Below are 24770 nucleotides of genomic sequence, written 5' to 3' on the forward strand. Positions count from 1 at the left end.
TAATTCGAGCAAGAGCCGATGACAGAAATTCTCTCTTTGTAATACTCTTGTACTATTAGATTACGATCGCGCTGTGCCAGTTGCGTAAGTCCTAACTAAACAACGAATCGCACAAACTCTCTCCTTAGAACAATTAGAAAATCTCGGTGAAGCATTGTTGGATTTTCAGGCGATTCCCCAAGGGGGAACGGCAAAGCCGATCGCGGATTTAGAAACCTGGTTTAGTACATTAGACGGAGGAGTGAAATTGACGTAGGTACAATTTATGAATTATGCCTACCAAGGATTTCGGACAACCCATAATTAATTTCACTCCTATGTCTATTAGATGAATTTTTCCATTTGAGCCAATGTCTGATGGCGCTAGGGGAAAAAATAGTTTCAGAAGAACGAAAGCGAGTTGAGCTGATCAAATCGCCACATTATAGTTCAATTAACTGGAAGCCCCAAGGTTTGAGAGCTGCTAGAGCTATTTCTGGATCTACACCTTCATAAACCTCCCATTCCAAGGGATGCTCTTTAGGATGTCCGTCGCCGACATTACCTGCAACTTTAATTATCGGACAGTTGGCGATGCGATCGCGCTCCAACCCTTTTGGAATTGCTAGTTCGATTTTGTGACCGACAAACTTCGCTGTACTTTGATTAGCTACAGATTCACGGATTAAACAAATATCACCAGCAGTCCCCCAAGTAGTTTGGTAAATGTGGAGGAACGATATATAGGTTGCTGGTTTGATGGATCTTTTTAGAACGTGCATTATCTGTAATCCTTACATTATGAGTGAAAAATCATATGAGTATTTTCTATCACCTTCGTAGTGAAGAATGTTTTTAACTCACATTTTGCACCTAGCCCAGGCGATTAGAAACCGCCTGGTGGAATATATGTGAAGCTCAAAAGACGATAATCACCCACATACTAACTCCCAAGCCAATAGCTGCTAGGTGTTGCCAAAGCAGCGATTTTACTGGTTGCTTTGCAATCTTTTGCGTTAATAATATAGTCAGCAACACTGAGAATATTATCGTTGCACCTTGCAAAAAGGCAATCACAGCCGGGTGAGCAACCAATATTGGCAATTGTTCACCACTCAAACCAAAAGTCGCAAAAGTCACGGGTAAAATCCGCCCGCCTTCGCCTAAACCCAAACGCAAATAGTGAGCCAAGTTTCCCCCCAACACTAATGGTAGGTAGCCATAAGCAAGTTCTACAAATGATTTAGGCTTACGGTTAAAGTTGAATACTTGAATCAAGCCATAAGCCGCAAAGGTAAAAGCTGCTGGGATAATTAACACCAGCAGCGATAATCCCAAGTGCTGCCAAAACTGAGTTAAATCCAGTTGTAACCCTAACCAAGATAGCAACTCTGGCAAGCGATGCAGATATATACCACCCAACAGCAAAAACAATAATGCTACTTCATAGGTACGGGGTACATGAGTTGTCCACAGTTCTATACCAGGGGGACGCAAGTTAAATTCGACGGAACGATGGGGACAGGCTTTGAGGCAAGTCATGCACAGTACGCAATCTCTGTTATCTTCTAACTGGGCTGGGTGGGAGTATAAAGGACATCCATTCGTTTCCATCCCTTCGCCTTTTTGCGGTCCACCTTTATAACACTGATACGTGGTGCAACTGGCAGAACAAATACCTTGCTGTGCCCGGAGTTCCGTCATTGAGAGTTTGGCAAATAAACCATTCATTCCGCCGATGGGACAGAGATACCGACACCAAAACCGCCGCTCAAAAAGAGCCGAGAAAATCATCGCCCCGGCGGTAATTAATAGCAGCAAACAAGCGCTGAGGTAGGCAGTATTTTCTAAATGCCAGAGTTCTTCCCATAAGAAAATTAGGGTGAACAAACCAAACATGAACCATCCGCCCCATTTCTCAGCTTGCTCTCTCGGCCACCGCTTGAGTTTTCGAGGCCACAGCCAGAGAGATAACTTTTGGGTAATTTCTCCGTAAATCATGAAGGGACAAACAGAACACCACACACGACCCAAAAAGGGAAAGAGAAATAAGAAGAAAGGCCACCACCAAGCCCAAAATAGATTTAAGACGAAATTGTGATCGCGGGTTTGAGGGCCAATAAATAATACTGCAACAATAATCGCAAAAGCCGTTGCAGTAAAACCATAGTTAATGCGATCGGGCCACCAGGGACTACGTAAAAACCGCCGCAAAGGAGGATAGGCATTTAACAGATTCACCCGAAATCGTTTTTTCTTTGTTTCGGCTGGCCAGAAAATTTCTTCTGTTAATTCATTGGCACCCTCAGCTTGCACGATCGCTCTTTCTACCAGATTTTTCAATTCTTTGAGGTTGCCAGGAAAATCATAGGACTGGAGGCGACGCAGGGCTTCTGGGGTAATATGCGGTTTCGGAACGCCTCTAGCCCGGATGTAGAGACTAGTATAATATTCAACCTGTGCCTGAATATCAGCTTTCCGCACCCGTAGCGGCGGTACTTTAATAATGTGACCAATACAGCGTTCAATTGTCGGTTGAGTTTTTTCTGAAACAATCAGAATTCTGGCTTTACTGGGGCGAGGTTGGGGTGCTGATTCTCCAGAACGAGCCACGGGGGTATATGTGCCAGTTTTGAGCAACTGCGTCACGGGTGGTAATAATTCTTCGGGCAATTCTTGAATGTTGTTGAGAACTAGAGTTCCTTCTCCCAACCATTCCAAAAGTCCTGGTTTGCCGCCAGCGCGACCGAATAAATCTGCACCGCTAGTTTGGAGAATACCACAATTTACTTTAATAATTGGTTCTCGCCGTTTTGGAGAACCAAAGTGGATGAGAGCTGCTATGTTGTCTTTTTCTAATCCTGGTTCTCCAAAAATATCCACTGATTTGCGGTCAGCCGCCGCTTCTCGAATTTGCTCCCGCAGCCGCACAGCATAGCGACTTGTACCCACAATTCCCCGTTGCGCCTTAGTGACTAAATATGGTCGCAAAGCTACGGAACGTTCTTGTTCATAGCCAAGTGCAGATGTCACCTGAGCTAATTCTTGAACCAATTGGCGGGAAAAAGCCTGAGCAATTTCGGGGTATTGACTGGCTAATTCCCGAAATTTATCAGCAGGTACAACCCACAAGTGACATTCAGTTACCGTAGTAATTGTGAATGGACTTAATTCATCCAACAGCAATTCTTTGAGTTCAATCACTGCTCCGGGGAGGAATCCACAAGCTAAGGCTGGGTTGGTTTGATTAGTGCTATTGCTTTCGAGTTGACCTTCTACGAGAATATAAAGGGCTTCTGGAGGAGTGCCTTCGCTAACTAAGTCAGTTTCGGCACTCACTACTTGTTCTTCAATTACTTGTGTGATCGCATTTAACACTTCAGGCGAGAGAATTCCTAAAGTCGTGCGTTCTTGTAGCCATATAACCGTTTCTGGAGATGTCATATTAATTTCTCCGTGTAGGCTGCTGTATAAAAGGAATTATCCCTTGAAAGCTGGCTCAAGAATTCAAAATTCTGAATGAAGTTCAGATCTGACTACAGTTTACCTTTTCCCTTAACTTCTCCAATAAGTTCCAAGACCTTTTTTCATTCTCCGAGATCAACATAGGAAGCCAGTAGACAGCTTTCTCGATCAACCTATTACTATCATCATTCAAATCTTCAATCAATTTTACTACTGACTTAAATCCTAGCTTAGGAATTGCAAATTCTAACCATAATTTAATCGATTGAGCATTAGCTTTTAAAACTCCATATTTGAACAATCTTGTGACATAATCTTTTGTGTACAAGACCTTCTTGGCAATTACAATAGTAACCAGACTTTTTTGTTCAACCATGCTCTTGGTAATTTCATATGTCGCAACTTCAGGTATTGATTTCAGATACTCTAAAATTACCTTTTCTTCATGAGAAGATAAGCCTCTATAAGTGCTAGTCTGTATTAATTGTTTAATATGATCATTCATAAGTTATTGTCAAAATTCATATGGTATAAAAAGGTTTAATGCCAAACCTGCGTTACCTGCGGAATTAGCTGATGGTTTTTGTTACCAGAAACATTATTCCAGTATTTAATTTGACCTTTATTGCTTTTATTATGTCCAAAGCGAATTTGACCTGCAAAGTCAACGTTGTTAACTCTTGCAATATCAATATGACTTCCCAAAACAAATTTTTGCCTTGCTATATCTGCCCTCCCTGTACTACGAAGTTATACTCACCATTAGGTGTAAACACTTTTTTGTGAGGTGTTTCATATCTCCACTTATTGCCATCAAAGAAAAGTTCATTACGTCGAATATAATTAGGAATATCTTCGGGATATAGATTTGGAAAATATTCTGATCCTCAACTACCTCCCGGTGGCAATCCTAAATCAATAGTATGCCAAGGGCTAGGAAATAGTGCAGAATATTTTATTACATAATAAAGTCTGAGTTGCACATCTGGTAAATTAATTTTAACAATCGATTTAGGAAAAATTATGGGACTATATCTAGACTCAGCGATCGCATCGGAAGCTGAAGTTGTTAAGCTTTGGGGATGGGTGAAAGGCATTACCACAAATCCCACGCTGTTATCTCAAAGCGATACCCCAGCAGAAATCACGCTCAAAAAATTGGTTGCCTTGACAAATGGCCCGTTATACTATCAACTTGTGGCATCTGATAAAGTTGGGATGCTAGCTGAAGGTAGAAAAGCTTTCCAGATTATTGGTTCACAAACAATTTTGAAGATTCCCGCAACACCGTTAGGTTTTGAAGTGGTGGCGAGTCTATCACCAGAAATTACCTGTTCGGTGACAGCAATTTACAGTGCAGCACAAGCAGCAGTAGCACGGGAAGCAGGTGCTAAAATTGCCATAGCTTATGTAAATCGCGCTACGCGGTTGTTAGGTGACGGTATTGCTTTGGTGCGGGATATGGCTAGCGTACTCAAAGGCAGTGATACGGAAATCTTGGCAGCTAGTATCAAATCTCCCGAAGAAGCAGCCGCGTCGTTGCAAGCCGGGGCGGCTCATTTGACTTTACCATTAGCAATGTTGCAGGCGATCGCTACTCATGAATTATCACAAAAAACTGTTGAAGAATTCGCTAAAGAAGGCATCGGCTTAAAATAATTCGTAATTCGTAATTCGTAATTCAATATGAGTCTGTCAGATATTCCCAATCTCTGGGTTCCTCTAGCACTTTTAGGTTTAATTGTTATAGCTGCTGTATTTTTCAGCCGCAGCAATTGATATTTAAAGCATTAGATAAATTAAGTAATTTGCGATTTCCAGGAATCAACCTGCTTAAACTCTAACTTTTAGGCAATTTACAAACATCCTCTTAACAGTTATTCCTCTCGCAATATAGCTACAGTTTATCCAAAGTATGACAGTGGTTTGAAGAAAGGCAACGCCGTAACACACCTGACAATTCAATTTATTTTTGGGGATTATTAATGCGTGAATTTTGAATTTTGAATTTGGAGCAAAGCAACGTGACTAACTCAGCACCAAGTCGTTTGGGGGAACTGGCCAAGCTGTTTTTTAAACTGGGTGTCATCGGCTTTGGTGGCCCGGTTGCCCATATTGCCATGATTGAAGATGAAGTGGTTAAGCAGCGTCAGTGGTTGACAAGGGAGGATTTTTTAGATTTGCTGGGCGCAACTAACCTAATTCCTGGCCCAAATTCCACAGAAATGGCTATCCATATAGGATACATCTATGCAGGATGGCTGGGGCTGATTGTGTCAGGTGTTTGTTTTATCTTACCTGCGGTTCTAATTACTGGCGGCTTTGCTTGGGTTTATGTTGCTTACGGCACTCTACCCCAAGTCGCTCCCTTACTTTATGGCATTAAACCGGCTGTTTTAGCAATCATCATCAATGCCCTCTGGGGCTTGGCAAAAAAGGCTGTGAAAACTCGCCAACTACTAGTGATTGCTTTAGCTGTGGTATTACTGATATTATTATTTAAATTAAATGAAGTAATTGCCCTATTAATTGGGGGATTGCTGGGTATGCTTTGGTTACATTCTGGTGAGAAAAACGACAAACCAGGAGATAAAGCCAACTTTTTGATTGCTAGTCTTAGCACAGGTGCGACTTTGAAAGCATCACCTGTATTTGCTGCATCGGTAGCTACTGTAGCCAACGTTTCTTTATGGCAGTTGGGCTGGTTTTTTCTCAAAGTCGGTAGTGTCTTGTTTGGTGGTGGCTATGTTTTGGTGGCTTTTCTCCAAGGAGGATTAGTTGAAGAATACGGCTGGCTGACACAACAACAGTTATTAGATGCGATCGCAATTGGTCAATTTACTCCTGGGCCAGTACTTTCCACTGCGACATTTATTGGTTATATCATTGCCGGTATACCTGGCGCAATTATCGCCACAATCGGAATTTTTCTACCTTCTTTTGTTTTCGTGGCTGCCTTGAATCCCCTAATCCCACGCTTACGGGCTTCTTCTTGGACTAGAGCCTTTTTGGATGCTGTGAATGTTAGTGCTGTAGCCCTAATGGTTATTACTACTCTACAACTGGGGGCAGCAACTTTAACATTACCACAAGCCCCATTTGTAGATTTTCTCGGCTTGGCGATCGCGATTGTCTCAGCCATTTTAGCCATTCGCTTCCGCCTCAATGCTGCATGGCTAGTCTTTGGTAGCGCTTTAATTGGATGGGGTGCTTCACTCTTGGGCTACACTCCATAAAATTGCAAATCTTGTAGATTTTAGCATTTCTAGAGATTTTTCTGATTTTAACGACTTAAACAAGTCAAAAAAGAGATATATTAAATCTTGCTTTCAAACTATTTTCATGTGATAATTACGATTAACTCCGGTAAATCAATAAGATTACCGTAGTTTACAAAATGAGTTCAAGAATTAAGCTTTTTATCTGTTTAAAAGTTTTGAAGAAGAATTCAGAAGTCAGAATTCAGGAGCGGAGCCGGAGACACTCCGCCGAGGCGTCAGAATCAATCAGTCGGGGATTCAGATCCGCGACTGATTTAAGACCACCAAATCGTAGATTTGGTGGGGGTATTAAACCCGGTTATTCATCCGTCAGTCATATAGAATTCCTTCTGAATTCTGACTCCTGACTCCTGAATTCTGTTTGATAAAAGTTAACTTAAATTAAGGTGAAATATGTCAATTCAAGACACAGTAACTAATTGGGAACAACTGTTAGAAATTGCTCAAAAAAATACCCCTGCTAGACGGGTGCGTAGACCAGGGCAATCCCCTTCTACCGCTCCCATCCCTAGCAGTCTTCATAAACTGCCACCAGATACAGAACCGCCAGTACTGCTCTACCGCGATACCAACTCTTGGTGTCCATTTTGCGAACGGGTTTGGTTTGCTCTCGAAGAAAAAGAAATTCCCTTTGCGACAGAGTTTATCGACTTGACCAACAAGCCTAAATGGTATACCGATTTAGTTCCTACAACCCTTGTCCCTGCTGCGAAAATTGAGGGAAAGTTAGTCTATGAATCCAAAGACATTCTGTTAGCATTGGAAGAACGATTTGGGCCAACCTTACTCCCTGAAGACCCAGAGGAAAACGCCGTTGCTAGGCAGTGGCTTGAGGATGCTGAAACCAATGGTGTGAGAGATATCGCTTACAAATTTCTGAGACAAGCCCCTGAAGATCCTAATGAATTAGCAAGCTTACAGGCAGCTTTTGAAGCGAAATTAGACGAACTGGAGCAACTTCTTGGAAAGTATCCTAGCCCCTACTTTTTATCAACATTTAGCATCGTAGACATTACCTATAGCCCGCATTTAGACCGATTGGCAGCTAACTTACCCGTTTATCGGGGATATCACCTCAAGGGAAATCCCCGATATCCTCGCATCAACGCTTGGTTTGAAGCACTCAAACAGCGTCCCGCCTATCACCGTGTCAAATCGGATGATACTACTAATAATTTACTCCTGCGTCGTCGATGGGGCGTGACACCAATCGGCAATCCCTTGCCCCCTGACCCAGCACTTAGCCAGGAAATTCAATTTCGGGCAGAAGCGGCTGAGAGGTTGACTGATAACCGAGAAGTTGCTTTAGGAGACATCCTCAAAAACTCCGGGGTGCAAGCATTGGCGGTCAATGGCGACACAACAGCCGTTAAAGAAGCGGTTGATTTTCACCTCAGACTGCTGGCTGACTATCTCATCAATGGTAATGGCGCAGCATTACCGTGGGGGCGAGTGGGTGGCAAAGACAATGCCGATCCGATTGTGTCTGCGGTTGGAGCCATCACACTCGCCTATGTGAGAAATCGGATCTGTGCGCCACGGGATATGAGCGCTGGTGCAGCAACTGCATTCCGGGCAGCAGCAGATAAAGTGTTGGCATCGCTTTATTAGCGATCGCTAGTGACAGGTTAAGATTCTATTTCGCATGGTGGTAGTCTGGAAAATCTTTAGCTACCACCTGTTTTTCTCACCAATTTATCTTGGGGACAAGTCTAATAAGAATGACAGTAAATGCATACTAGTCTTCGTCATCTCTCAGAAGCTGACTTTGATTTCATTCATGAGGTGACGAAAGCGGCAATGCAAACCTATGTTGAACTTACCTGAGGAAATTGGGTCGATGAAGAGCAGCGATCGCGGCACCATTACAAATCGCTAAACCGGAATGGAGCATGAGTTGTCCAAGTACTTTTCGCTTTGACACTAATGGTATTTCTTACTTTTTAGATAGCGCCTATTATTCCTGAGCTTCATAAATCTTTCTCTAATTTCTGGAATCTATTTTTTGCTGATTGTAGAAAAGCTAGTATCCTTTTAAAGGTAGGCATATGAACCGCTTTGCATCCATTGTTTTTGCTGGATTGATGATTTCTGCCTCAGCTTTAGCTATTTCTCAAAAAGCTGATGCAGCGACACCACCTAATCGTCACGAACGTCGAGAAATCGCTCAAGCACGTCATCGTGAGCGTGAAGCTATTCGTCATGACCATCGAGAAATTGCTCAAGTACGTCACCGCGAGCGTGAAGCTATTCGTCACGAACGTCGAGAAATCGCTCAAGCACGTCATCGTGAACATCAAGCTATTCGTCATGAACGCTGGGAGATTCGCCATCACCAATAATTAATCTGGCTTTGGCTTTCAATACTAAGGGTTCAGGTAAGGGCGCAGACCGAGCCTGAACCCTATTAGTATCTTGTAGCGTTTTGGGGTAGATATGGCATGGCTGACACCAAGGGCAACAGCCGCGAACGCACATCGCCCGTTAGACGCTTTTGACAGGGCGACCCCAAATACCCAATTTCCTATCTGTCATATCTGCCGTCTCTGTCGTCTCTGTCATACCTGCCGTTTCTGCGATCGCCAACTGAGAACTCAGCTCGGCAACCATTTTTCACCCAAATACGATTATTCCTATAGCCCCAATTTCCTCTACAACTGGCGCTAGACAATTGTCTAACAAGCCTCACTCTGCCTCTACCAGGTATTGAACAAGTATTCCTGTGATTATTCTCACTTGAACAAGTGATTATCTCCTGAGCTGAAGCGGGAGCTGCAACGCCCAAAAGTGTACCTATACTAACGCTGGCAACCATAAAGGTGGCAACAACTATGGGAAGACGCATTACCATATTCAATGTTAGACTTATTCAAAAATTTCAAACCGAAAACTATAGTAATTCTAGCGAACTGGATTAAGAGCCAATTCTCAAATCAATTAAATGCAAAGAATATTTGCATTCTCAACAGCAGGTCAACGAACCTTTCCCTGCCTTGAACTAAAGTTAAAGTCTGTCTCTTTCCGAGTCGGAGAGGGACGCTTTTGCGTAGTCAAACCTCTTAGAGGTCTTTTGATTTAGCTAATTAGGCGGACAGTAGATGAGCCGTCGAATTCACGTTTTCTTAGTGACCAAAGCGAGCTTGACGTTCACGCAATTCACGAATATGTCGTTCACGGGCTTGACGTTCACGGAATTCACGAGCGCGTCTTTCACGCAATTCACGAGCGCGTTGTTCTCGGACTTGACGTTCGTGTTGGACTCTACCGTTATTAAAAGCTACAGTATTTCGATTTAAATGATCATGCTCAGATTTAAATTCAGCAGCATTAGCATTTTGGGAAAAAGCAGCAATTGAAGCAGCTGCTAATAAGCCTCCAAGAAGAATAGATTTCAAGCGGTTCATATATCCTCTATCTGCCTTGCATTAATTGATTTGTATACTCTCTATCTAATCGGAATAATCAGGTATACGCCTGTGACAAAAGTCATGTTTAAATGGTTACTTTTGTCACTAATACAGGTTTCAATCCATTAGATTAGCTGACTTCAGGGCGATGCCTGGGCTGGGCTACGCCGAAGCAATACCAGCACCCCCATAATAAACCTCATTTGGAAACGTCTTCAAAGTCTGTTATCGCACAAGCAAACTCCCTAAAAGCTGTTTTAATCAGAACCTCTTTCGTTCCCCTTTCTAGCGAAGAATTGCGTATGACGTCTGTTAATTCTATGAACAGCAGAGAAAACATAAAACGATCTTGGCGGTCAACTTGTTTCAAGCAAGACGATATAAACTGATAAAGCTCTGTTTTTCTAGGTTTGGTTTGTTCATCCCATATTTGCAACCCAAGCCGCAAGGTTCTCAAGCGGATTTCATTACTATTGAAAGACGCGTCTTTGTAGCGCACTGATACGCGTTGGGGTATTTCCATGAGTTTTAGCTATACATATTCAATGTAAAATAATTATTCACTTATATTTTGGCTCAACCGGAAAAATCTGATATTTAGTTTGAAAACAGGTGAGTGAAAAAGTTTTCAGGTAGCAGCGATATCGTGTAATCGCCGCAATCCACGCCAAATGGTTTTCACCCCAGATTCACTATCACTATTGAGGATATTGAGCTTTTCCCGGCTATGGCAAGTTTTACAATAAAATGCGAAATATTACCTGAAATATTACCTAATTTAAAACCATTTTAAACATAAGATCAAGCCTCACCCTCAAGGGATTGAGGGTGAGGCTTGATATTTAATTTAACCCACTTACTTATCAGTAAATTTAACTTTGTTTATAAACTATTTCCATCTTAAATTTATCATTCATTTAAATTGAAAACTATTTTAATTGACGATTTTTTAGATTAAATGGTGCATAGGCATAGCCCATTGTAGACATCACGTTCATCTAGTAACTTTTTACTTTTGCCCCATTTGGTGAGCTTCTGCATAGATTCGTAGTGCTGCGGCCATTCTCTTTTCATAATCTTCACCCTGAGACTGGAACCAAGCCAATGTTTCAGGTTCTATCTGAACAAGAACATTCAACGACGCAACAGGCTTCCACCATCGAGACTTGCTAAAAAACTCCTCAGTTAAAGGAGGAATATCGGATGTATCAACTTCTTCTTCTGTCAGCGAATCAACTTTCTCCCAGTTCGTTCTTGAGGTATTGTTCATAGCGTTTTCGTTCATAAGGTAAAGCTTTACGAAGTGAGATAATTCGGATTGTTTCTTCGTCTAGTTCTGTAAATACTACAACTACAATACGTCCATCAAGCATTCCTAGCCCAATTAATCGATCTTCTCCATAATCTTGACGGTCATCCAGAGAAATCCGATTGCAATCAAACGTGCCACAGATAAAAGTACTAAAACCAATACTAAGCTTTGTTTTAGGATTCATTTTTGTGGCGGGTTTGATCTAAAAGTGCTGTAACAATCCGGGTACTTTGCCCAAATCCCGATGATTGCGCGTTAATAAAACTAATTTACGAGATAGTGCGATCGCCTTTAGGGATTGTGTGTGAATTGATAAACTGGTAGGTACGGAACCGGAGGTGAAAGATTTATGTTTAAATACTCCCCAATTATCAGCGCATCCCCTGAAATTATGGGCAGTACTCCAGTCTTTGCTGGAACTAGGGTTCCCGTGCAGACGCTTCTGGATTATCTCAAGGCAGGCGAATCGATTAACGATTTTTTGGATGGATTTCCGACTGTTACCAGAGAGCAAGTTATCGCCTTGCTTGAGGAGGCTGAAAAGCAGCTTGTTGGCATGGTGGCATAGCATGAAACTCTTGTTGGATGAGTGTATTGACCGCAAACTAGCGAGGGAATTTGTTGGCTATGAGGTGCAAACGGTTCCTCAGATGGGATGGGCTGGGGTAAAGAATGGTCAATTTCTTGCGCTTGCAGAAGCTAACTTTGATGTTTTCATCACTGTCGATCGCAACTTGTCATTTCAACAAAATTTACCACAGTTCGATATTGCGGTAATTGTTTTACAAGCACAATCTAACCGTTTGATAGATATGAAACCTCTAGTACCGAAGGTTTTAGCTACTTTAGCCACGGCAGTTAAAGGACAAGCCACAGTAGTCAGTTTGTAAAAATAGAGCCTAGTAGTTCTGACCTTCAACTTCGGAATGCGTTCAGTTTCATAGTTTTCAATTAAAACACCAATAAATTCCATTAGCGATGCCTCCGGCGGTCTACGCCAACGCACCTCAATATCATATAATTCAATATTTTTTGGCGTGGAAATAAAAAATAGTCTATTTCTAGCCTAAATGCAAGTTTTAGGGTTATCTAGAAACAATCTGTTTTAATGATTTAAACAATATAACTCTTATACAGTCTCGTTTTAGATTTTACTTGCATTTTGGTCAAAGAAAAGCTGTAAAATAAAAGACTATTTTTAATGACGTTTTTTTAGATTAAATGGTGTGATCGGCGTAGCCCGCCGCAGACACAAGATGTGATTTAACTACAAATTACCAGTCTCTAATTTTTTCTTGATTTTATTAAGATAGGCTTTTCCATCACTAATATCAGGATAGCCCTACTTAATCCATTGAATTAATGCCTCACCAAGCACAAGTACTCTTTTTTGAGATTCATTCCATTCCTGAATAGTGCCATATACAGTAGCCGCCAAAGATACGCCGAATGTAAACGGAGCTAACGCAATACCTACTACAGCCCAGAGTGCTTCAACTTTTGCTGCACTCCATATACCTTCCCAAAAAACTTTGCTAGAAGTAGACCGTTGGTGCGATCGCCTCCAGGGATTGTGTGTGAAATTCAGAAGAAGTAGACCATTGTAGCGATCGCCTTTGTTAGATTGCGACAACTTAACAAGATTGCCTATGATAGTTGTAACTAGACGGCACAAGAAAAGGAACTATGACAGATCAAGAACTATTGAATCGGATCACAGCTAACCCGAAAATCATGGTAGGTAAGCCAGTGATTAGGGGCACACGCATTACAGTTGAGTATATTCTGAATCTGCTTGCACACGGCGCGACAGTAACAGAAATTGTCGAAGAATATGAAGGTTTACTCGAAGCGGACATTCGAGCTTGTCTTTTGTTTGCATCCCGGTCACTAGAAAGTACCAGTTTTATGCCACTGCTTGTGGAGATGGCATAGATGCGCTTACTGGTAGACGAGTGTACTGGTGTGGTTGTGGCGCGTTGGCTTCGTGATCAGGGGCATGAGGTTTTCTCAGTTTACGAAGAAGCACGAGGAATTGATGATGACGAGATCATTCAAAAGGCTTTTGGTGAGAACTGGATTCTGATTACTAGTGATAAGGACTTTGGTGAGAAAGTTTACCGAGAACAACGACCTCATAGAGGTATTATTCTCCTTCGTCTTGGAAATGATCGATCTGCTAACAAGATCAAAACTCTACAGAGGTTGTTAGAAAATTATTCTGAGCAGCTATCTGACAGCTTTATTGTCGTCACTGAAACACAAATTCGCTTTGCAAGAGTGCAGGATTAATTGCGTAGACGTAGCCCCAACTCAACAACACGCCACTGCATATTTAGAGATTATCTGTAAAATGGACAAGAAATAGACTGTTGGTGCGATGTCTGCGATGGGCTTCGCTTACGCATGACAGAAGAAGTAGACTGTTGGTGCGATCGCCTTTAAAGATTATCTGTAAAATGCACAAGAAGTAGTCCGTTGTTGCGATGTCTGCGACGGGCTTCGCCTAAGCATGACAGGGATTGTGTGTCAGATGCATAAGAAGTAGACCGTTTTAGCGATGTCTGCGACGGGCTGTTCGGTGACGCCCCAACTCGACAACACGCCACTGCATATTTATACTGGGTGAAGTTAAGCGATCGCCTTTAAATTTTCGTTTCCGATAAAACAGACAATAGATAGTACCAACCGCACAGCAACCCTAAATATTTTGCATACAATTTATGTAGGTGCTGAAAAAAGCGTAGATTTCCAAAAACAAAGTATTAGACAAATTAACTACTGAATTGTTGAACAATTGTCTGTACAATTGCTAAAATGGCTCCTACGTTATCCAAGTAATATCTTTGCTTATCAAGCAAAGCCACTTTTTGCGAAAGTTGAAGAAACTGCCATACTTCTCCTGTTGTCACACATCCATACACGGGTATTTCTGCTTGTCCAGATGAACGATTGAATAAATCCGCCGCTACCATTTGCGCGATGCACTGTCCTAACCCAGCTTCAACATCATTTTTCTTCGCTTCCACAACAGTGAGAATTGGCGATCGCAATGGTGGTAAAGGTGGAGCTATTGCTAAAATAAAATCACATTCCCCAATCAAGCCCTGTGCAGGATCAACGTCAAGTATTTGTCCAGAGAAAATAGCCAAGCTATCTTGGCTGAGATCGCGACAGGCTAGTAAAATCGGTACAATAATAAATTCGCTCCGAGCCTTTTCACTAATCAGAGCTAGTTGGGTTCGCTTTCCTAAAGTTTCATTTAACCACGAAGGAATAGAAAGAGGTACAAGCTTGGGAAACAGATCGGCTTCTTGGGTGGTGATTCCCAAAACAGCCGCAGCTTTTTCTAAAGTAAAGTCGCTGTACGCCATAGTTTTGCACTGCTTTGAGTATATGACGTTTTTAAGAAAAGGGAATTGCTTCTATTTTACCCCTGTTGTCGAGTTGTCTAGGGATTCTGTGTGAAATGGACAAGAAGTAACCCGTTGTAGCCATCGCATCATGGGGAACACAATCACTACCAGCAGATATGTCTTTATAGACTGCACAACCAACGAGAAATAGATGCGACTTGGTTCTCTTGATTTAGGTTAGCAGCGTTACTGAGAGTGCCGTTTTCCAATTGATTCCAGATTTCGCCTGCCATCCTTCTGGCAATCGCTGATCCTACGAAGAAAGTAAGAGGTGAATGCCCTACTCTAGAAAATGCTTCACGTATACGATTTAGTGCTGCTTGTGCAGTTTTCCAATGCTCATCTGCGCCTGCGGGATCTATACCCCCTTTAAGTTCACCAAGGGCGATAACGTATGGCGCAACTACAGATGGTTCAATGGCGCTAGATTTGTTGGCTACTAACTCTGCTGGGTTAAGGTTAAACAAACATAGATCCACATTACTTCTAACTAGTGGGACAGTCAGGTTATAAATTAGTGTGCGATTACCAATCTCGCTCTGCCAGCTTATTCCCCGTAAAGATAACTCAATTTCTGAGTCATTATTTGTCATAGCTATCCACTTTTTACTCTTTGAGTGTTGCCAGTGGTATCTTGTACCAGCGATCGTGAGAGTGGAGAGAATTGCACGAGTCAGCTTTCTTTGTGCCAACGCGCCTCCAACATTTCGCATTGATCCACCAAGTGTGTCACCACGAGTCAGCAAAAATCTAAAAACCAATTCCTCTGGAAAGTTTGCACCTGCTGGTTCAAGAAAATTTTTGATCAGACCATTTATAGCTTCTACCTTATCCTCTGACATTAGGTGCGCTAGAGATTTGTCAGATAAGCCTGCCGCAGTTAACAGTCCCATCTCAATGCCCTTAATCTTTAGTAATTCAACAGGACTCTCAGCTTGAGCAGCAGCTTCTTTAAGTGCCCTTGCTTCTGCTACATAAGGCGTGGCACGTCGATTTTTTTCCAGTGCAAGAGCCACAAAACCTCCACGGATTGCTTCATAAGTTGTTATAAGATCATCAATGGATTGAAGATGATTACGATAGGAACACATAAGAATTCGAGTTATGGCTTTTTCCACACATAAACGCACTTCCGCAATGGATTGCGTCCATGATTTCCCATTTGCTGGCTACTATTACCTTTATCACTTGGCAAAACAAGAATATTTTCAATAACAAAACCTAGCTGTTGGGCGAAATCAGAGAGAATCATATCTACTGAAATGCTTGCACCTGCATAGCGAACATTGTCGTTAACCATGAATAAAAGTGCCCCTGGTTTAAGAACACGAAAACATTCTTGTATTACACACGCCATCTCATAAAAATATCCTCTGACCATTCTTGGTATATTATTGTTATTCAACACACCCTTTGTTTTTTGGTTATCTAGATATTTTAAGATAGCCTGCAACAAATTTTGTGAATCAGCAATAGTTAAGGCTGTTTTCCAATCTGAGTTGATACTCAATAAATCTTTGGGGCGATTTTCAACTGTACAACTTAGCATTTCCTGACGAAGGTTAATTAACTCCTTTTCAGAAATATCAAGTAGAGCTAGTTCTAGTGCATAAGTGCGAGTATAGTCGTATCGATTGCAATAGGGTGGGGATGTAATAATTGCATCATATACGGCATTGGCTAGGCGCGGCATAATCTTAAGACAAGATCCTTCATAAAGATGAATTTGTCCTTGAGAATTTTTAATTGGAAAAAGCTCAATTTGTTGTGTATAAGGCTGTAAATCATCAATAATTTCACTTATTTTATTGGTGATCGCATTATCAAACTCTAAAATTTCGCCTTTATTGAAAGGTTTCTTGCTCTGTCCACGATTGGAACGATAATCCCAACGGAGGTACTGTCCATCTTTACGTGTGTAACTTATGGATTCTAAAACGCACAGTAAGACAAAGTTTAAAACTGCTTCTACTCTACTATTTTCTTGTTTACAAGCTTCAAGATACTGCTCAATTGCATTTTTAGTTAGTTCAGCATAAGCTCCCTTTGTGATTCTCAATTCGGGTAAGTGTTTTGTCTGCTCACGCTGCTTCCAAACCTGTAACTTTGACCAATCTTTTATACTCTCGAAATCTTCAGGAGTGAATTCATAATCTAAAAGCTTTTTAGCATTAATTATTTGTTGACCAATAGGCAATAATTCAATACCGTCAGCATCAATTCCAGCTTCTCTAACAGCAAATAGCGCAGTTCCACTGCCTGCAAATGGGTCTAGAACCTTGCCTTGAGTAATTTTATATTGTTGTAATAGATATTCTATAAGAGATGCAGAAAAAGCTTCTTTGTATTTGTACCACCGATAGATAGGTCTAGTTTTATTAGCTTGAAAACTAACTATAAGTCGTGTCAATGAAGGATGAACCAAAAATTTATTCTGGAAGCGCTGATACAGTTGCCTATCAAGGTTATCAATTTCACCTAAACCATCACTTTCCACTTCGGACACGGTATTGGAGACACTTGCTAGGCTGATCACAGATAAATTTTCCTAGAGAATTAACTAGTCAAGTTAGTATAGTTCTAAATTTTAGGGGTAGATATATGATTCGCCCAAACTTTACAAAAAGTCACTGTATATTTTGTATATTTAGAGATGGTGTGTGAGATGCACAAGAATTAAGCCGTTGCAGACATCTCACCACTCACCGAAAATCTAGAAACTGGGCTCGCTTTAACCGACAAATTTCTGGGCGATATCTGGCGACAAGCCGTTTCTCTACCAGACGCTCCGCGTAGCTTGCTTGCAGGAGTATGCGCCTACGCCCCACCCATAGATAACGTTTGCACATCGCTATATTCAATCATTAGCGAGAAGCTGCAACACAACAGTGATGTTGCTTAATACACTTGAGGGACAAAGAACTGCTCATTGCGGGGGGCGCGAACATAATTCTCATCAGCCACAGGTCTAGACGGAAGTTCCAAGGGAGGAGGTGTCATATCTTCGTAAGGAACTTTGCTCAACAAATGATGAATGCAGTTGAGCCGCGCCCGTTTTTTATCATCCGCTTCAATCGTAAACCAGGGAGCTTCTGGAATATTTGTGTACGCAAACATGGTATCTTTTGCTTTGGAGTATTCTACCCAGCGATCGCGTGATTCCAAATCCATTGGGCTGAGTTTCCAGCGCCTTGCTGGATCGTGACTGCGAGACAGAAAGCGTTGCTCTTGTTCTTCATCGCTGACCGAGAACCAGTACTTGATTAAAACAATGCCCGATCGCACCAGCATTCGTTCAAATTCCGGGCAAGATTGCATGAATTCTTGATATTCTGCTTCGGTACAAAAACCCATCACCTGTTCAACTCCGGCTCGGTTGTACCAACTGCGATCGAAGAGGACAATTTCGCCTGCTGTCGGAAGATGTTGCACGTAACGCTGAAAATACCACTGAGTTTTCTCACGATCAGAGGGGGTTCCCAAGGCAACTACACGACAGCCACGAGGATTGAGTGGATCGGCAATGCGTTTAATTACTCCTCCTTTGCCGGCAGCATCGCGCCCTTCAAATATGACGACAACCTGATAGCCGACATGCTTAATCCAGTATTGCATTTTGACTAGTTCAATCTGGAGTTGCTTTAGTTCAGTTTCAAAAGTCTTTTTGGGAATTTTCTTGGCAAAAACTTCGGTGCTACCATCAAACATCCGTTTGGATTTTTTAGATTTTTTCTTGTCTTTTGCCTTTACTAGTTTTTCTATTAAGTCTGTAGCAGGTTCAGCTAGATCATTATTTTGCTGGTTTTTAACTTCATCAATTGACATCGCAGTGACTCCATGCCATTGAATCGGCATAATTAGAGCTTATCTATAAAGTATATATTTTAATGCGGACTGAGTGTAAAGATACTCACAAGTGTGTATCTTTACACCAAAATGGTGTAATGCCTGCGATGGGCGTAGCCATAGCGCTAGGCTATATATAGAAGAGATGCGATCACTAGAATTCAGGTTAGCAAAAGCTCAAAATTTTTATCGCTGGAGTAAGTTTGTCTATAACATTGATTCGCTTGTAGCTTGTTATACAATTTTACATCGTTTTCTGACAGGGGAATGCTCATTCTGTCATAACTCTTGAGCTTATTCCAAAAGTTTGATTCAAACATAATTAGAAGATGTTTAGAACTAATTGGATAAACTACTTGGACACCATGTGAAGCCAGACCAGTTCCAAAATCCTCATGCTGTTTGATTGCTATTGGATTATCTGAAGTCCATAGTGAAATAGAAGTTAAGCAATCCGCTCTAATACTTCGAGTTCCTTCAGACGCAATGCAACGGGGTTATCCTCCATCACTTTAGGTGTGTTTAGCATACTGCGAGTAACGGCGGTTTCTTCTCTACGTCTGACTACGTTTGCTTGAGCGGTTTTTTCTGTCTCGACTACCTTGTTCAAGATAGCCTTAATCTCACCAGGTAAAATAATAATAATAATATCTTTGACACCTACAGAATCTACTTCAGTCTGCGGCTTTCTGGCAGATGTATTCAGATATACTTCTATCAATTATCTGTGGTAGGGGCACAGCATGCTGTGCCCCTACCACATGGTCTATTTACCTGGAAATAGCTGTATTTATTCTTTGGGAATCCCTAGATGTTCTCTCAAATCAACGTAAGGTGTTCTATTGCTTTTACTCAGGGGTTGGTGCCAAGCCAGAAGATTATTTAGCGCCTGCACGCCATCTTCACTGGGTTTGAGGGTCAATATCAAGTTTTCACAACGACCATTGACTTGATTTGCAGTGCAAACCACATTTTGTCCATTCATTTTGCCGACAGTAATAAACTTCAGTTCTCTGTTGCGGCGGTAAGTTTCCAAGCGGTGGCTCACGTCTTGACAGCGCGTCAGTTTATTGTAGCCAGCGTCTCTGAAGTAATTGGAAGTCCAGCGAATCCAAGGCTCAGAAACACCTCTAAAATTTCTGTACACCGTCACAGGTTTGTTTCCTGAGGTGTCACAATAAAATCCTTGCCTACTTTCGGCTTGACTTGGTTGATTGATGGTTGCAGTCGCGCCGAGAGCGATCGCACCTGCAACGAAAACATTTGTTAATGATGCCAATTTCATGGGTAACTCTCAAATCTTGAGTAAAAAGTTTTTATTTGCCTTTCTTCCTATTAGAAGTAGGGAGATGATAAGAATTCCAAATTGTTTGGGGTTTTAGGCGTTTTTACTTGTATACATAATGAGCCGCAACCCATTTGCGACCATGATTTGTTTTTTCCCAATGTCCAGGAACCAACACTTTCTTTTTCGCTGGTGGTGCATGACGCTTAACTTGTGGTGGTTTTTGTGCGATTGTTTGAGCAGGTCTATTAAGACCGTGGGGATTAACAATAACCTGGAATGCTGATGCTTGTGAAGGAATAGAAGTAACAGCAAATGGTAAAAGAAGCGCTGCACCAGCAAGAATTTGTTTGATATTCATCACTAAATCTCCTTTTGTAAACTGCATGATTAAAGTTCAGTAAACCTTAATCTGGTTGATGTCTCATGTTTATAAGCATAGGAGTTCAAACAGCTATACACTAGTGATAAAAGTAACTAGTTTAATCATGACTTAAGTAATCTCTAATGTGAGATTTCTCAGGTTTTAATCACGAATAAACCTTATCCTATCAATGCTATAGGGAGCATCTCAGTGAAAGGAAATATACCAGATGAGAAACAAGATTCTTGCTCCCTCTCCTTGGTAAGGAGAGGGTTGGGGTGAGGTTTTACAAGGCTTTTTACACTCATTGAGATGCTCCCATGCTATATCTATTGAAAGCAGGAGTATTATTAATTGCCCCAACTCCGCAAAAAACAATTACCTCAAATGCAATGTCTACGACGGGTGACGCCTCAATTTGACCTATGCTCACGATTCATTCTTGAGCTTCAGTCTGGGAAAGCCAGACCAGTCATTGGGTCACGGATATATAACCCTAGTGTGAGACTACGCATCACTTCATCCCAAATGGGTATTAGCGGCTCTGCTTGATCTACCCAATAATCGAATGTAATCAAGCACTGAACATTCGACCCCAAACCAATGCAAGTCCGCGAAAAAGCTTCCCGTGGCTCTGCCTGAGTGTCAATGAACTTCATCTCTGTCCAGACAATTCTGGCGGTTTGGCGCTTGACGGTAAAAATTTCTCCCCTAGCAATGACGTTGCGGCTATCGTCTTCCATGACTTTCTTCAAGGTGGATTTTAGCGGAAACTGGCTCCAGTCATTGGGTGGGAGACGATTAAAAGATACTTCTAGGCAGCAATCATCATCAGGCGGTTTTCTATCCATGAACTTGAAGGATTTTTCTTGTGGCTCAAAAACCCAATTCTGAGGAACATTGAAGCGAACAGCGCCTCGATCTGCTACAAAAATTTTATAGCCTGATGGAGATTCCCAGCGATGATCAGGTTTGAGTTCAAGCGTTTCTTTAATCCACTGGAGATTGCTTTTCTTACGCTTTGCCATAGTATTTTTGTTCTCTCTGCTGAAGAAGGCGATCGCCCATCGTAGACATCGCCTACTTTGTTAATGTTATCAAATAGTTAGTATTTATTTATTGCGATCGCAACGCACCACATCTCATACTGCACTATCTCTAATGAAGAAGGTGTAGGCGTAGCCCGCCGCAGAGAACCTCTCGACCCTTACCAATAACCGCAAGCGATCGTCAACTATAGAGTATAGTCCACAGTCAAGCCGGACTTGAACGGTTTAGGCGACCAAACAAACGCTAGTGAATGCTACCATTCCCCTCCCCTTTATGTCGCCGCACTTTCAAGGATGTTTGTAAAGTCTAATTTATTACTATAGCAATCCTGAATCAAACGCGCAGAAACAAGAACTCCGACTTCTTAAATAAGTCGGGTATCTGCGGCTTGTAATTCTATTACTAGGGGATATTTCTGTTTTACTAAGGTTTATTTGCTTATCTAAACTTGCTACATTATCCAACTCGGTTGAGTATTTTTACAGCAAAAAATCAAAAAGAAAATCATTTTTGAATAATTATGCTAGGCTAACATTTAGAGAAGCTAAGAATCCTAAAAGCATTAACAGGTCTTCCTTCCTGTGCAAACAGGATATGTGAGAGGAGTTGGCTGTTTTACCTGAAAGTGCTAGTGCATCAGTTGCGATTTTTCGTAACTCTTTGAAGAAAGCGAAAAGCAAAAAGTGTCCAAATAGGGATTAATTTACTACCTGTTAAAGTTTGTGTGGTGTGTCGCTTTGCAACTCAGCTTTCTTACAGGATATGTTCTAAACCGCCTTTCTTTGGTAAGGGTTTTAAACTCCATTTGTGGCGGCTTTTGGCATATCTGAAAACTTTTTATTGTAGCGAATGTGGCGTAAACACACCATAAAATACCTTGATTGTGCTTACTCCTTTTACCCTTTTTGTATTAATCTTCAGCGCGAGGCAAAGACATGAAAAATACCCAAGTCACAATCAACGAACTACTCAACGAGACAGCCTGTCTACATAACCAAAAAAAATTGCCTGATAGCAAAAAACTATCTTGCAATAAAGCAGCACAACCAGGTGCAACTCAAGGGAATTGTCCTTTTGATGGGGCGATGGTTTCTGTGGGAGCAATTACTGATGCTGCTCATTTAGTACATGGCCCTGTTGCTTGCACTCACAACCCTTGGGCAACTCATGGTAGCCTCTCATCAGGTTCTCAACTACACCAAATTGCTTTTACTACTAACTTTGGTGAGAGTAATGTTGTTTTTGGTGGTGAAAAGAAGCTGTACAAAGCTATTCTCGAAGTTGTTCAACGCTACAATCCTGCGGCTGTATTTGTCTACGCTACCTGTGTCACTGCTTTGATTGGTGATGATATCGATAGCGTCTGTAAAATGGCTGCAAATAAAATTGGTATTCCGGTTATATATGTAAATGCACCTGGATTTTTAGGTAGTAAAAATTTAGGTAATCGCATCGGCAATGAAACTTTATTGAAATATGTAATCGGAACGGCAGAACCAGAATTTATCACACCATTCGATATCAATATCGTTGGTGAATACAACGTTGCTGGGGAATTGTGGAATGTTTTACCACTGTTCAAGAAATTGGGTATACGCGTTCTCTCCAAAATTACAGGTGATGCTCGCTATCAAGAAGTTTGCTATGCTCATCGTGCCAAGTTGAATGTAGTAATTTGCTCGAATGTAGTAGTGCAAATGGCACAAACAATGCAAGAAAGTTATGGAATTCCTTATATTGAAGAATCCTTCTATGGTGTGGAAAACCTCAACCATTGCTTGCGAAATATTGCAGAAAAATTAGGCGACAAATATCTTCAAGAACGCACAGAATCGTTGATAAGAGAAGAAACCGCAACCCTAGATATTGCCCTAGCTCCCTACCGTTCTCAGTTAAAAGGCAAGCGGATTATTCTTGCTAGTGGTGGTGTAAAAAGTTGGTCACTTATTTTAGCAGCCAAAGACTTGGGAATGGAAGTTATTGCTACTACTGACAAAAAGAGTACAGAAGAAGAGAAAGCCAAAATTAAGCAATTGCTTGGTGAAGATGGCATTGTTTTGGCCGATGGAACTCCCCCGGCATTGCTAAAGGTACTCAAGAATACAAAAGCTGATGTGTTGATTGCTGGGGCTGGCAATCAATATACAGCGCTGAAAGCACAAATTCCTTTTTTGGATATTAACCATGAACGTCATCATGCTTACGCTGGTTATGCGGGGCTGGTGGAAATGGCACGGGAATTGTATGAAGCCTTGTATAGTCCTGTGTGGGAGCAAGTCAGAAAATCTGCTCCTTGGGAACTCTTGGAAACATCATATTCTCTTTGAATAGAGAACTGAGAAAAACGAGAACAATTAGTCAACTGGAAAGAGGTCTAAGTTGCTTTTGCGATCGCTTAATTTAGGTAATAGGCGATCGCTCTCTTTATTAATATTATGAAATTACCAGTAGTAGGGTGCGTTCTCGCGCAACGCAACGCACGTTATAGGAGATATACGATCATACTAACGGTTGAGCTAACTGGACGCAGATAACCTATGCCACATTAAAGACAACCTATACTCCGTTCGGGTTCAGCGATTTGTTATAATGCATTGCTGACATTTCTGATTAACTCTGCAATCTCATTAGCAATTTCCTCAACTGTATGTGTTGCTGTACTTCTTGCGACTTTATCAGCAAGTGAAGGGCTAAACTTGATAACTTCCTGCTTTAAAATCTTATGCCAAATAGGAAGCAAAATTTGTTCTCCAGTTATTGTTCGTGTGACAATTCCGTCTAACTCGTAGTTTGTCCAGCCTTTACTGATAAATGATTGTGAGAGGATAACAAGCCCTACGCGACTATTTGCTAAACCTCGATCAATTTTCCGCCGGAGGCTATCCCCAATTTTTAGTTCAAACTCGTCATACCAAACGCTCAACCCTTCATTTTTTAGAGCATTTGCTAACGGTCTGACTATCTCGTCTTTATCTTCTGAAGCATGAGAAATGAATACATCATACTCACGTATGTATTCACCTAAACCAAGTGGAGAATCGGGCTGCACTAGGCTAGTAACTGAAGAAAGGGGAGCTTCTTGAATCGTCGGCAATGGGCTTGGAAGCAGACGGGCAGAGGAGTTGACATTACCACGCAAACCTATTAGGTCTACAGCAACGTGCCAATGTCCTGAATGAGGAATTTGCAGGCGAATTGGAGATTTCGTTGCTAGACCTCCAATATATTTGTGATTGCGATCATTCCTATAGTTTTGAAGATTTACACTATCCATTAGACGTACATTCGCAGCATTACCAGAAAGGGTTATTTCTATTATTTCATTGCTTTTGCATTGGCCTAAATCATGATGGACAAATTTCATA

At 41.6% G+C, this 24770-nt stretch carries 28 protein-coding genes and 3 pseudogenes; 10 read left to right on the forward strand and 21 right to left on the reverse strand.

Annotated features, from left to right (window positions below):
• Nucleotides 1-112: 112 nt before the first annotated feature.
• Nucleotides 113-256: pseudogene (locus V7L05_RS14565) on the forward strand (DUF4351 domain-containing protein); the annotation flags it as partial.
• Nucleotides 257-422: 166 nt separating this feature from the next.
• Here the strand turns inward: V7L05_RS14565 and V7L05_RS14570 are convergent.
• The 4 genes from V7L05_RS14570 to V7L05_RS14585 all read right to left on the reverse strand — a co-directional run bounded on the left by V7L05_RS14570 (nt 423) and on the right by V7L05_RS14585 (nt 4149).
• Nucleotides 423-761: a hypothetical protein gene (locus V7L05_RS14570; protein ID WP_335164926.1), complete on the reverse strand. Its 339-nt coding sequence runs from the start codon at nt 759-761 to the stop codon at nt 423-425.
• 136 nt (nt 762-897) lie between these two features.
• Nucleotides 898-3423, reverse strand: a complete 2526-nt coding sequence (locus V7L05_RS14575; RefSeq protein ID WP_335164927.1) for a cyclic nucleotide-binding domain-containing protein — start codon at nt 3421-3423, stop codon at nt 898-900.
• Nucleotides 3424-3505: 82 nt separating this feature from the next.
• A complete protein-coding gene (locus V7L05_RS14580) occupies nt 3506-3949 on the reverse strand; it encodes a hypothetical protein (protein ID WP_335164928.1) in 444 nt (147 codons plus the stop codon).
• A 35-nt stretch (nt 3950-3984) separates the two neighbouring features.
• Nucleotides 3985-4149: a hypothetical protein gene (locus V7L05_RS14585; protein ID WP_335164930.1), complete on the reverse strand. Its 165-nt coding sequence runs from the start codon at nt 4147-4149 to the stop codon at nt 3985-3987.
• A gap of 318 nt (nt 4150-4467) precedes the next feature.
• Here V7L05_RS14585 and V7L05_RS14590 point away from each other — a divergent pair, with 318 nt between their 5' ends.
• From V7L05_RS14590 to V7L05_RS14605, 4 genes are all read left to right on the forward strand, one after another.
• Nucleotides 4468-5103, forward strand: coding sequence for a transaldolase family protein (locus V7L05_RS14590; protein ID WP_335164932.1), 636 nt, complete (start codon nt 4468-4470; stop codon nt 5101-5103).
• A 365-nt stretch (nt 5104-5468) separates the two neighbouring features.
• A complete protein-coding gene (gene chrA / locus V7L05_RS14595) occupies nt 5469-6680 on the forward strand; it encodes a chromate efflux transporter (RefSeq protein ID WP_335164934.1) in 1212 nt (403 codons plus the stop codon).
• A 438-nt stretch (nt 6681-7118) separates the two neighbouring features.
• On the forward strand, nt 7119-8336 hold the full coding sequence (locus V7L05_RS14600) for a glutathione S-transferase family protein (protein WP_335164935.1): 1218 nt from the start codon (nt 7119-7121) through the stop codon (nt 8334-8336).
• 437 nt (nt 8337-8773) lie between these two features.
• The gene (locus V7L05_RS14605; RefSeq protein WP_335164937.1) at nt 8774-9067 is read left to right on the forward strand and encodes a hypothetical protein; all 294 of its coding nucleotides are present in this window, start codon (nt 8774-8776) and stop codon (nt 9065-9067) included.
• A 142-nt stretch (nt 9068-9209) separates the two neighbouring features.
• Here the strand turns inward: V7L05_RS14605 and V7L05_RS14610 are convergent, their stop codons facing one another.
• From V7L05_RS14610 to V7L05_RS14630, 6 genes and pseudogenes are all read right to left on the reverse strand, one after another.
• Nucleotides 9210-9335 (reverse strand): hypothetical protein, encoded by a 126-nt coding sequence (locus tag V7L05_RS14610; RefSeq protein WP_335164939.1) that lies wholly within the window; start codon nt 9333-9335, stop codon nt 9210-9212.
• Between the two features lie 22 nt (nt 9336-9357).
• Nucleotides 9358-9576: pseudogene (locus tag V7L05_RS34695) on the reverse strand (DUF3011 domain-containing protein); the annotation flags it as partial.
• Nucleotides 9577-9847: 271 nt separating this feature from the next.
• Nucleotides 9848-10129 (reverse strand): hypothetical protein, encoded by a 282-nt coding sequence (locus V7L05_RS14615; protein WP_335164940.1) that lies wholly within the window; start codon nt 10127-10129, stop codon nt 9848-9850.
• Nucleotides 10130-10331: 202 nt separating this feature from the next.
• Entirely contained in the window at nt 10332-10655 is a 324-nt protein-coding gene (locus tag V7L05_RS14620; RefSeq protein ID WP_335164942.1) for a hypothetical protein, read from the reverse strand.
• 486 nt (nt 10656-11141) lie between these two features.
• Nucleotides 11142-11417, reverse strand: coding sequence for a BrnA antitoxin family protein (locus V7L05_RS14625; protein WP_335164944.1), 276 nt, complete (start codon nt 11415-11417; stop codon nt 11142-11144).
• The gene (locus V7L05_RS14630) at nt 11365-11628 is read right to left on the reverse strand and encodes a BrnT family toxin (RefSeq protein WP_335164946.1); all 264 of its coding nucleotides are present in this window, start codon (nt 11626-11628) and stop codon (nt 11365-11367) included. Before V7L05_RS14630 ends, V7L05_RS14625 begins: the two co-directional genes overlap by 53 nt.
• A 165-nt stretch (nt 11629-11793) precedes the next feature.
• Between V7L05_RS14630 and V7L05_RS14635 the strand changes: the two genes are divergently transcribed.
• Complete coding sequence (locus V7L05_RS14635; protein WP_335164947.1) at nt 11794-12012, forward strand: DUF433 domain-containing protein; 219 nt, start codon at nt 11794-11796, stop codon at nt 12010-12012.
• Between the two features lies 1 nt (nt 12013).
• The gene (locus V7L05_RS14640; RefSeq protein WP_335164949.1) at nt 12014-12334 is read left to right on the forward strand and encodes a DUF5615 family PIN-like protein; all 321 of its coding nucleotides are present in this window, start codon (nt 12014-12016) and stop codon (nt 12332-12334) included.
• Nucleotides 12335-12786: 452 nt separating this feature from the next.
• Here V7L05_RS14640 and V7L05_RS14645 read toward each other — a convergent pair whose 3' ends face one another.
• A complete protein-coding gene (locus V7L05_RS14645) occupies nt 12787-13077 on the reverse strand; it encodes a hypothetical protein (RefSeq protein ID WP_335164951.1) in 291 nt (96 codons plus the stop codon).
• A 53-nt stretch (nt 13078-13130) separates the two neighbouring features.
• Here V7L05_RS14645 and V7L05_RS14650 point away from each other — a divergent pair, with 53 nt between their 5' ends.
• Complete coding sequence (locus tag V7L05_RS14650; protein ID WP_335164952.1) at nt 13131-13379, forward strand: DUF433 domain-containing protein; 249 nt, start codon at nt 13131-13133, stop codon at nt 13377-13379.
• Nucleotides 13380-13736, forward strand: a complete 357-nt coding sequence (locus tag V7L05_RS14655; RefSeq protein WP_335164954.1) for a DUF5615 family PIN-like protein — start codon at nt 13380-13382, stop codon at nt 13734-13736.
• Between the two features lie 482 nt (nt 13737-14218).
• On the opposite strand, the gene V7L05_RS14665 is transcribed toward V7L05_RS14655, so the two are convergent.
• From V7L05_RS14665 to V7L05_RS14700, 9 genes and pseudogenes are all read right to left on the reverse strand, one after another.
• Entirely contained in the window at nt 14219-14818 is a 600-nt protein-coding gene (locus V7L05_RS14665; RefSeq protein WP_335164956.1) for a hypothetical protein, read from the reverse strand.
• 164 nt (nt 14819-14982) lie between these two features.
• Nucleotides 14983-15951 carry a type II restriction endonuclease gene (locus V7L05_RS14670; protein WP_335165074.1) on the reverse strand — a complete coding sequence of 323 codons (969 nt, stop codon included), beginning with the start codon at nt 15949-15951 and terminating at the stop codon, nt 14983-14985.
• Nucleotides 15952-15962: 11 nt separating this feature from the next.
• Nucleotides 15963-17396 (reverse strand): DNA methyltransferase, encoded by a 1434-nt coding sequence (locus tag V7L05_RS14675; protein ID WP_335164958.1) that lies wholly within the window; start codon nt 17394-17396, stop codon nt 15963-15965.
• A 362-nt stretch (nt 17397-17758) separates the two neighbouring features.
• Nucleotides 17759-18715: a polyphosphate kinase 2 gene (gene ppk2 / locus V7L05_RS14680; protein WP_335164960.1), complete on the reverse strand. Its 957-nt coding sequence runs from the start codon at nt 18713-18715 to the stop codon at nt 17759-17761.
• A gap of 152 nt (nt 18716-18867) precedes the next feature.
• The gene (locus V7L05_RS34700) at nt 18868-19194 is read right to left on the reverse strand and encodes a DUF4238 domain-containing protein (protein WP_442937105.1); all 327 of its coding nucleotides are present in this window, start codon (nt 19192-19194) and stop codon (nt 18868-18870) included.
• Nucleotides 19155-19428, reverse strand: a pseudogene (locus tag V7L05_RS14685) (slipin family protein); the annotation flags it as partial. The gene V7L05_RS34700 and the pseudogene V7L05_RS14685, both read right to left, overlap by 40 nt.
• A 68-nt stretch (nt 19429-19496) precedes the next feature.
• A complete protein-coding gene (locus V7L05_RS14690; RefSeq protein WP_335164962.1) occupies nt 19497-19991 on the reverse strand; it encodes a COP23 domain-containing protein in 495 nt (164 codons plus the stop codon).
• 103 nt (nt 19992-20094) lie between these two features.
• Nucleotides 20095-20379 carry a hypothetical protein gene (locus V7L05_RS14695; protein ID WP_335164964.1) on the reverse strand — a complete coding sequence of 95 codons (285 nt, stop codon included), beginning with the start codon at nt 20377-20379 and terminating at the stop codon, nt 20095-20097.
• Nucleotides 20380-20804: 425 nt separating this feature from the next.
• A complete protein-coding gene (locus V7L05_RS14700; protein ID WP_335164966.1) occupies nt 20805-21383 on the reverse strand; it encodes a hypothetical protein in 579 nt (192 codons plus the stop codon).
• Nucleotides 21384-22340: 957 nt separating this feature from the next.
• Here V7L05_RS14700 and nifE point away from each other — a divergent pair.
• The gene (gene nifE / locus V7L05_RS14705; protein ID WP_335164968.1) at nt 22341-23732 is read left to right on the forward strand and encodes a nitrogenase iron-molybdenum cofactor biosynthesis protein NifE; all 1392 of its coding nucleotides are present in this window, start codon (nt 22341-22343) and stop codon (nt 23730-23732) included.
• Nucleotides 23733-23989: 257 nt separating this feature from the next.
• On the opposite strand, the gene V7L05_RS14710 is transcribed toward nifE, so the two are convergent.
• Entirely contained in the window at nt 23990-24769 is a 780-nt protein-coding gene (locus V7L05_RS14710; protein WP_335164970.1) for a DUF1883 domain-containing protein, read from the reverse strand.
• Nucleotide 24770 lies beyond the last annotated feature (1 nt).

This window comes from Nostoc sp., from assembly GCF_036917755.1.
GTDB lineage: Bacteria > Cyanobacteriota > Cyanobacteriia > Cyanobacteriales > Nostocaceae > Nostoc.